The organism is Kitasatospora sp. NPDC054795 (assembly GCF_053611565.1).
In genome coordinates, this window is record NZ_JBSHAP010000220.1 from 1 (window position 1) to 8,366 (window position 8,366).

The following is an 8,366-nucleotide window of genomic DNA, read 5'->3' on the forward strand; positions in this document are numbered from 1 at the left end:
GGGGGCGCGGGGGGGGGGGGGGCCCCCCTGCCCGGGCTGCGGCGTCAGCGGCCGCCCCGCCCGCGGCCCGCGCCCGGGGGGGGGGGGCGGCCCCGGCACTCGGCCGGGGCCACCCCTCCTTCGTACCGGGCTACTTGAGCTGCTTCAGGCAGAGCACGTAGTCCAGGGCCGGGAGGTTGGGGTGCTTGCTGGTGTACCAGCTGTCCGACTTCGGCTGCTTCTCGCAGACCTTCTCGTCGGAGGTGGCGAGGTACTTGAAGACGATCTTGTACTGCGCCTTGGTGTCGGTGCAGGGCACCATGGTGATCTTCGGGTTGGTGTCGGTGGTTTCGCTGGTGCCGTTCGCGTTGCGCAGGCAGTCGCCGGGGTTGGCCGAGTCCACCTTGCTGTCCGAGTCGGTCGGCGTGGTGACCGGCGGGAACGTCAGCGTCGGGACCGGCAGCGTGAAGGTCGGCGTGGGGATGACCGGTGACGTGTAGGTCGGCTTCGGCAGCGGCATGGGCGAGAAGGTCAGCACCGTGGGGGACGGTGTCGGGTCGGTGACCGGGTCGCCCTTCTTCGGGCCGAGCACCCCGGTCGCGGCCAGGGCCACGGTGACCGCCAGCGAGACCGGCACCAGCAGCATCGCGATGTGCGGCCGGCCGGTCAGCGGAACGCCCGGGTTCAGCTGGGGGCCGTGGCTGCCCGGGACGGGCGGCGGCAACTGCTTGAACTTGTTGTGCGGGCCGAGGTTCAGCAGCAGCGTGATCGGGGTCAGCAGCCAGGACACCAGGCTCCACCAGCCCTGGACCAGCGTCCGGGCCGACATGTCGCGCACCGTCGCCGTTCCGCAGGTGTGGCAGAACGGGCCGGTCATCCGCAGCATCCGGTAGGCGATGATCAGGCCCTGGTGGCCGCGGACGGTGGCGTTCACCGCCGGGTAGCCGCCGCAGAACCGGCAGGTGGTCCCGTCCGTCGGCGGCGGCGGGTACCCGTAGCCGTAACCGTCCGGCGGGGGCTGGACGCCGTACGGCTGCTCGGGCGGCGGCGGGGCGCTGGGGTAGCCGTATCCGGGCGCCGGCGGCGGTGCGCCGTATCCGGGCGGCGGTGGGGGCGGTGCGCCGTAGGAGCCGCCGGAGGCGTACGGGTTGCCGTCGCCCGGTGGCGGGCCGTACGGCATCTGCGGTGGAGGCGGAGGCGGAGCGGACAAGGGGGTCCCCCGGGAAGGAAAGGAGAGGCGGAAGGGGTCAGGACTTCTTCACCGGCGGGACGCCGGTGGTGGCGGGCGCCAGCGGGCCGAGGCAGAGCACGTACCGCTTCTTGTTCCAGCGGCGGCCGCTCTTGCCCGAGACCGCGCTCGTGGTCTGCGGCGTCTGCTTGCAGCGGGTCACGTCCGTGGTGCCCTCGAACTTCGACAGAACGCGGTAATTCGCTTTGCTGTCAGTACACTTGACGATCTCGACGTCGCGGGAGCCGCTCGCCCGCACACAGTCCCCGGGCTTGGCGCTGCTGACGCTCGGCCCGGCCACGAAGTAGCCCACGGCCAGCGCCACGCAGCCGCCGACCAGCCCGACGATCCGCAGCTTGGACCGGATGCCGCGCTTGGCGGCCGGCGCGGGCGGCACCGCCGGGGCGGGCTGGGGCGGGCCGTACGCCCCGGCGGGCGGCTGCTGCCCGTACGGTCCGGGGGTCGGCTGTCCGTACGGCTGCTGTCCGTAGGGCGGTTGGCCGGGCGGCGGGCCGTACCCGGGCGGCGGGCCGTAGCCGGGCGGGGGCGGCGGCGCGGGCTGCCCGTAGGCCGGCGGCGGCCCGTACGGCGCGGCCGGCGGGGGAGGCGGTGCCCCGTACGGCGTGGCGACGGGCGGCCCCACCGGGGCCGGGCCGTACGGATTCGGCGGTGTGCTCATCAGTTCGTCCCCCGAGACGGAGTTCTGTCGATCCGACAGGTTCGAGTACCTTAGCGAGTCGGTCGGACGCCGTCGGCCGCGAGCCCCGAGGGTTCCCAGGAGCCCTGGTCACCGGGGGAGCGGGCTCCGGCGGGCGGCGCGCAGGTAGAGGACCGCCGTCAGGGCGTATACCCCGGCGACCCCCAGTACCACCGCGACCGAGCGGCCGGACAGCGGCAGCACCAGTGCCGTGACCAGGGCGGCGGCCACGAAGGCGACGTTGAACAGCACGTCGTAGATGGCGAAGACCCGGCCGCGGTACTCGTCCTCGACCGACTCCTGCACCGCCGTGTCGGCGCAGATCTTGGTGCCCTGGGTGACCACCCCGAGCAGCAGGGCGGCGATCAGGCAGGGCACCAGGGTGAAGCTCAGGCCCAGGGCGGGGACGAAGGCCACGGGAGCGACCAGGCAGGCCGTCATCCACCCGGCCAGGCCCAGCCGACGGGTGCACCAGGGGCTGACCAGCGCGGCGACGAAGAACCCGGCGGCGGACAGACCCACCGCCTGGCCGAGGGTGACCAGCCCGGCCGCGCTGTCGGTCGGGTCGTTGAAGGTGTACCGGGCGAGCATCACCACGACCACGATCAGCACGCCGTAGCAGAACCGGGCCGCGGTGACGGCGGCCAGCGCGTGCACGGCGGGCCGGCAGTCCCGCACGAGGTGGCGCACCGCGGCGCCGAGTTCGACGGCGGCCCGGACCAGTGCCTGGCCGAGCGCCGGGCGGCCCTCGTGCTGCTCCGGGCCGAGCAGGTCGCGGTCCATCCGCCGGGCGGCCAGCGCGGCCGACAGGTAGAGCAGCGCGGCCACCGTGACCAGGGCGGCGTCGGCCTGAGGCCCGGGAGCCATCAGCTGGTGCAGCGCGAAGCCGATGCCCCCGCCCGAGGCGGCGGCGACCGTCCCGAGGGTGGGGGAGAGGGCGTTGGCGGTGACCAGCTGGTCCTGCTCCACCACCCGGGGCAGGGCGGCGGACAGGCCGGCCAGGATGAACCGGTTGAGCGCGGTGACCAGCAGGGCCGAGGCGAAGAACAGCCAGGTCGGCGCCTGCGCCAGCAGCAGCGCGCCGGTGCCCAGGCCCAGTACGAAGCGGGCCAGGTTTCCGAAGTAGAGCACCTGGCGGCGGCGCCAGCGGTCCAGCAGCACGCCGGCGAACGGGCCGATGACCGAGAACGGCAGCAGCATCACGGCCAGTACCGAGGCGATGTCGGCGGGGGAGGACTGCTTCTCGGGGGAGAACACCACGTACGCGGCGAGCGAGACCTGGAAGACGCCGTCCGAGAGCTGGGAGAGCACCCGGGCGGTGAGCAGCCGCCGGAAGTCGCGGCCCTTCAGCAGGTCCAGGAGCGTGGCGCGGTGCGCGGACTGGTGGGTGCTGCCGTTCTCGGTGATCGCCACCCGCCCAGAGTGCCATGGAACCGGCCACTGTTTCACGTGAAACATTGGCCGCGAGAACGTGAGGGGCCCACGGTCCGAAGACCGTGGGCCCCTCCTACGGCTGTGCGAGCCGTGAGCGGTCAGCCGCTCAGCGCTCGACCTCGCCGCGGATGAACTTCTCGACGTTCTCGCGGGCCTCGTCGTCGAAGTACTGGACCGGCGGGGACTTCATGAAGTACGAGGAGGCCGACAGGATCGGGCCACCGATGCCGCGGTCCTTGGCGATCTTCGCGGCGCGGACGGCGTCGATGATGACACCGGCGGAGTTCGGGGAGTCCCAGACCTCCAGCTTGTACTCCAGGTTCAGCGGGACGTCGCCGAACGCGCGACCCTCCAGGCGGACGTACGCCCACTTGCGGTCGTCCAGCCAGGCCACGTAGTCCGAGGGACCGATGTGGACGTTCTTGGCGCCCAGCTCGCGGTCGCGGATCTGCGAGGTGACGGCCTGGGTCTTGGAGATCTTCTTGGACTCCAGGCGCTCGCGCTCGAGCATGTTCTTGAAGTCCATGTTGCCGCCGACGTTCAGCTGCATGGTGCGCTCGAGGATGACACCGCGGTCCTCGAACAGCTTGGCCATCACGCGGTGCGTGATGGTGGCGCCGACCTGGGACTTGATGTCGTCACCGACGATCGGCACGCCGGCCTCGGTGAACTTGTCCGCCCACTCCTTGGTACCCGCGATGAACACCGGCAGGGCGTTCACGAAGGCGACCTTGGCGTCGATGGCGCACTGGGCGTAGAACTTGGCCGCGTCCTCGGAACCGACGGGCAGGTAGCAGACCAGGACGTCGACCTGCTGGTCCTTGAGGACCTGGACGACGTCGACCGGAGCCTCGTCCGACTCCTCGATGGTCTCCAGGTAGTACTTGCCCAGGCCGTCGAAGGTGTGGCCGCGCTGGACGGTCACGCCGGTCGGCGGCACGTCGCAGATCTTGATGGTGTTGTTCTCGCTGTTGCCGATGGCGTCGGCCAGGTCGAAGCCGACCTTCTTGGCGTCGACGTCGAAGGCGGCGACGAACTCCACGTCACGGACGTGGTAGTCACCGAACTGGACGTGCATCAGCCCGGGGACCCTGCCGGCCGGGTCGGCGTCCTTGTAGTACTCGACACCCTGCACCAGCGACGCGGCGCAGTTGCCCACGCCCACGATGGCTACGCGAACCGAACCCATTCCGGTTGCTCCCTGTGATCTCATGAGGACCGCCGGGGTCGGCGGAACTCGTCCTGCTTCTTCGATGACTGCATGTACGGGCGCGAGGCGCCCGATCCTGCCGCGCGGCACAGGGCTGGCGCGGTGTCAGCGCTCCTGGGCGGAGCGCCCCGGGCGGTCGTACGGTGGCCCGGGCGGGTCCTGGGACCCGTCCTCCTGGCCACGGCCGTCCGAAGTCTTGTGGGGGCCGGCGGCGGGGCCGCCGGCGTCGGAGCCGGTCCGACCGGTGCGGTTGGACCGCTCGGTCTCGATCAGCTCGTTGAGCCAGCGGACCTCGCGCTCCACCGACTCCAGTCCGTGCCGCTGGAGTTCGACGGTGTAGTCGTCGAACCGCTCGCGGGCGCGGGCCAGCGAGTTGCGCATCCGCTCCAGCCGCTCCTCCAGCCGGCTGCGGCGCCCCTCCAGGACGCGCATCCGCACGGCCCGGTCGGTCTGGCCGAAGAAGGCGAAGTGCACGCCGAAGTGCTCGTCCTCCCAGGCGTCCGGGCCGGAGTCGGCGAGCAGTTCCTCGAAGCGCTGCTTCCCCTCGGCGGAGAGCCGGTAGACGATCTTGGACCGCTTGCCGTTGAGCGCGGTGGCCGGGACGTACTCGACGTCCGGGTTGTCCTCGACCAGGAAGCCCTGGGCGACCAGGCTCTTCAGGCAGGGGTAGAGCGTTCCGTAGGAGAGCGCCCGGAACGTGCCGAGCAGGATGTTCAGCCGTTTGCGCAGCTCGTAGCCGTGCATCGGGGCGTCGTGGAGCAGTCCGAGGACGGCGAACTCCAGCACTCCTGAGCGTCTGCCCATTGCCTTCGTCCTCCTCCCTCTCGGTGTCCGTCCGGCCGCCGCATCCGGCGGTATTCCGCTTCGATGTATCGGCTCGATATATCGAGAACAGTAAACCCGGCCCTCGGAACGAGCAAGGGGGGCACGCGTGAATGTGATCACAAGCCGACGCGCAGGTGCGGTTGGCAACGGGCTTGTAATGATCTGTTGCCGTTTTGCGGGCATTGGCAACTGATGTCCGATTAGTTGTATATCCGTGCTGCGTACGCTGTCGCGTGTGCACGAGGACCACCTCCGGGATCAGGGCGGTTTGCGGGCATCGGACGTGAACCCTGCCTTCAGGCTGGAAACGCCTGGCGAGGAGTGGCTGGAAGATGAGCGAGCGACGGCGAAGGACGCCCAACCCGGGCGGTGACGGGCAGCAGCCCCCGGGAGGCGGCGGCCGTCGGGGAGGTGGGTCGGAGCCCGACGAGCTGAGCTCGGACGGCGTCGGCCGACGCCGCCCCTCGGGGGTGAGGGAGACCGCACAACAGCCCCGGATGACCCGTGCGGAGATGCGCAAGGCTGCCCAGAAGAAGGGCAAGGGCGGCGGCCGGCGCGGTGACGCCGCGGCCTCCGCCGCCGTGGCCGCGGGCCCCGGCAAGAAGCGCTTCATCGACTACCCGCGGTTCGGCAAGAGCGGCATCCGGCGCTGGCTGCCGTCCTGGAAGCAGTGGCTGAGCGGCTTCCTGCTGGTCTTCGGCTGCTTCGTCGGCCTGGTGTTCTACCTGTACCAGAGCACCAAGGTCCCGGAGCTGAACGATCTGGTGCAGAACCAGAACACGATCTACTACTGGGCCGACAGCACGGAGATGACCCGCAAGGGCCAGACCAACCGTCAGATCGTCGAGCTCAAGGACATCAGCCCCAACCTCCAGAACGCCGTCATCGCCGCGGAGAACAAGAGCTTCCAGACCGACAGCGGCATCGACCCCAAGGGCATGCTCCGCGCCGTCTGGAACATGGCGAAGGGAGGTGAGACCCAGGGCGCCTCGACGATCACCCAGCAGTACGTGAAGAACGCCTACCTGAGCCAGGAGCAGACCCTCAGCCGCAAGGTGAAGGAGTTCTTCATCACGCTGAAGATCAATCAGGAGAAGAAGAAGCCCGAGATCCTCACCGGCTACCTGAACACCAGCTGGTTCGGCCGCGGCGCGAACGGCGCCCAGGCGGCCGCCCAGGCGTACTACGGGGTGGACGCCAAGGACCTCAACGTCTGCCAGAGCGCCATGCTGGCCGGTCTGCTCAAGGGTGCGGCGTACTACGACCCCACCAACCCGGACAACAAGGAACGGGCCCAGGGCCGGTGGAGCTGGATCCTGGACCAGATGGTGGACACCAAGGCCATCACCCCGGACGAGCGCGCCAAGTGCAACGTGTTCCCGGACCCGATCCCGCAGAAGCCCAGCTCCAACATGAACGGTGAGATCAGCTACCTGGTCGACACCGCCAACAAGTACGTGATGGCCACCGACAAGTCGATCACCCCGCAGATGATCGACCGGGGCGGCCTGAAGATCTACACCACCTTCGAGAAGGACAAGGTCGACGCGCTGAAGAGCGCCGTCGACGCCGTCAAGTCGGAGAACCTCAACCCGCAGAAGCGGCCGGACAACGACACCAACATCCAGTTCGGCTCCGCCAGCATCCGCCCCGGCGACGGCGCGATCGTCGCCCTCTACGGCGGCGACGGCGTGGAGAACGGCCACTTCGACAACAACGCCGACGCCACCGGCGTCCAGGTCGGCTCGACCTTCAAGCCCTTCGTGCTGGCCACCGCGATGCAGACCGGTGTGCAGACCGCGAAGGACGACAAGGGCAAGCCGAAGCGGATCAACGCCGACAGCCGCTACCTGGCCGACGACATGTCCGAGATCCGCAAGCCGGACGGCTCGCTGGTGATCGGCGACGACGGCAAGCCGTACCGGCAGAAGAACGAGGACTCCGGCAAGCGCGGCTACGTCTCGCTGCGGCAGGCCATGCAGTACTCGTACAACGTGCCCTTCGTCCAGCTCAACCAGGACGTCGGCGGCCAGAACGTGGCCGACATCGCGGTGCAGATGGGCGTCAAGAAGGAGAGCCTCGCCGACCCGAAGACGGCGACCTTCCCGCTCGGCACCTCCACCATCAGCCCGATCCGGATGGCCACCGCCTACGGCACCCTGGCGGCCAGCGGCAAGGAGGCCGAGCCGTACTCGGTCACCAAGGTCGAGGTGAGCGGCGTGGAGCGCCCGGGCTTCGGCAAGAAGGAGCCCAAGGTCGCGCTGGAGCCGGCCGTCGCCGACAACGTCACCGACGTGCTGGTGAACGTGGCCGTGAACGGTACCGGGAAGAAGACGAAGGACCTGGGCCGCCCGGTGGCCGGCAAGACCGGTACCACCGACCAGAACAAGTCGGCCTGGTGGGTCGGCTACACCCCGCAGCTGGTGACCAGCGTCGCGATGTGGCGCGAGGACCCGACCAAGCACGAGCGGCAGTCGCTCAACGGGACCGGCGGCAAGGAGTCCATCCACGGTGGTGACATCCCGACCGACGTCTTCACCCGGTACATGAAGGCCGCGCTGGCCAACGAGAAGAAGATGGACTTCCCGACCCCGCAGCCGGTCGGCACCGAGGTCGACTCCTCCGGTGCGCCGTCCACGGCCTCCGCGGCGGCCACCCCGACCACGGCGGACACCCCGACGGCCCCGGCGCAGCCCCAGTCGCAGGCGCCGCAGCCGCCGGTGCAGCCGCAGCCCACCCAGACCTGCGTGCCCGGTGTGGACTGCCCCGGGGACCAGCCCAGCCCGTCGAGCACCAGGAACCCGCACCCGGGCAACAGCTGTCTGCCGTTTGTCGGCTGCCAGACGCAGCCCCCGGGACCGACGGACAGCTCGTCGCCGGGCGGCGGCGGAAAGCCGGGCGGTGGCGGCAGGCCGACGCCGAGCAGCACCGGCGGCGGCCAGCAGGGCGCGGCAGCCGGGCAGTAGCCCGGTCCCGGCTCGACCCCGAACGGC

General features: G+C 70.3%; 6 protein-coding genes. 1 reads left to right on the forward strand and 5 read right to left on the reverse strand.

What is annotated here, in order from left to right; genetic code table 11:
• Window positions 1-130: 130 nt before the first annotated feature.
• The 5 genes from ACWGJO_RS40140 to ACWGJO_RS40160 form a co-directional block, all read right to left on the reverse strand.
• A complete protein-coding gene (locus ACWGJO_RS40140; RefSeq protein ID WP_452190692.1) occupies window positions 131-1,159 on the reverse strand; it encodes an LppU/SCO3897 family protein in 1,029 nt (342 codons plus the stop codon).
• Between the two features lie 67 nt (window positions 1,160-1,226).
• Window positions 1,227-1,886, reverse strand: coding sequence for an LppU/SCO3897 family protein (locus tag ACWGJO_RS40145; protein ID WP_452190693.1), 660 nt, complete (start codon window positions 1,884-1,886; stop codon window positions 1,227-1,229).
• Between the two features lie 108 nt (window positions 1,887-1,994).
• Window positions 1,995-3,317, reverse strand: a complete 1,323-nt coding sequence (locus tag ACWGJO_RS40150; protein WP_387691309.1) for an MFS transporter — start codon at window positions 3,315-3,317, stop codon at window positions 1,995-1,997.
• A gap of 127 nt (window positions 3,318-3,444) precedes the next feature.
• Window positions 3,445-4,527: an inositol-3-phosphate synthase gene (locus tag ACWGJO_RS40155; RefSeq protein ID WP_452190695.1), complete on the reverse strand. Its 1,083-nt coding sequence runs from the start codon at window positions 4,525-4,527 to the stop codon at window positions 3,445-3,447.
• 126 nt (window positions 4,528-4,653) lie between these two features.
• The gene (locus ACWGJO_RS40160) at window positions 4,654-5,352 is read right to left on the reverse strand and encodes a PadR family transcriptional regulator (protein ID WP_359909483.1); all 699 of its coding nucleotides are present in this window, start codon (window positions 5,350-5,352) and stop codon (window positions 4,654-4,656) included.
• A gap of 518 nt (window positions 5,353-5,870) precedes the next feature.
• Between ACWGJO_RS40160 and ACWGJO_RS40165 the strand changes: the two genes are divergently transcribed.
• Complete coding sequence (locus tag ACWGJO_RS40165; protein WP_452190697.1) at window positions 5,871-8,339, forward strand: transglycosylase domain-containing protein; 2,469 nt, start codon at window positions 5,871-5,873, stop codon at window positions 8,337-8,339.
• Window positions 8,340-8,366: the final 27 nt, after the last annotated feature.